The organism is Vogesella mureinivorans, assembly GCF_007644035.1.
In the GTDB taxonomy this organism is placed as follows: Bacteria; Pseudomonadota; Gammaproteobacteria; order Burkholderiales; family Chromobacteriaceae; genus Vogesella; species Vogesella mureinivorans.
On record NZ_VMTV02000404.1, the window covers coordinates 1 to 318 of the forward strand.

2 protein-coding genes are annotated in these 318 nt (G+C 45.6%); both read right to left on the bottom strand.

What is annotated here, in order from left to right; all coding sequences use genetic code 11:
• Window positions 1-124 (bottom strand): 50S ribosomal protein L18 (locus tag FLQ44_RS11215; protein WP_276607851.1); only part of this gene is annotated, 124 nt, incomplete at its 3' end.
• Window positions 125-138: 14 nt separating this feature from the next.
• The coding region (locus tag FLQ44_RS11220) for a 50S ribosomal protein L6 (RefSeq protein ID WP_147694449.1) at window positions 139-318 on the bottom strand (180 nt) is incomplete at its 5' end.

Sequence of the window (318 nt, forward strand, 5' to 3'; positions counted from 1 at the left end):
GTGCAATAACCTGCGCATAAATATGGCGAGGCGTGCGATGCACAACCAGACGGGTTGCACCTTGCTCTCTCATTAAATGACGTGCACGGGTTGCACGACGGATACGAGCTACTTTCTTATCCATAGTGTTACCTTACTTTACTTTTTCTTCGCTTCTTTTGTACGAACTACTTCATCTGAGTAACGTACACCTTTGCCTTTATAAGGCTCTGGACGGCGATATGCACGAATATCAGCTGCTACTTGGCCGATTAACTGTTTGTCTGCACTCTTAAGAACAATTTCTGTTTGAGACGGACATTCACCAGTTACGCCAGC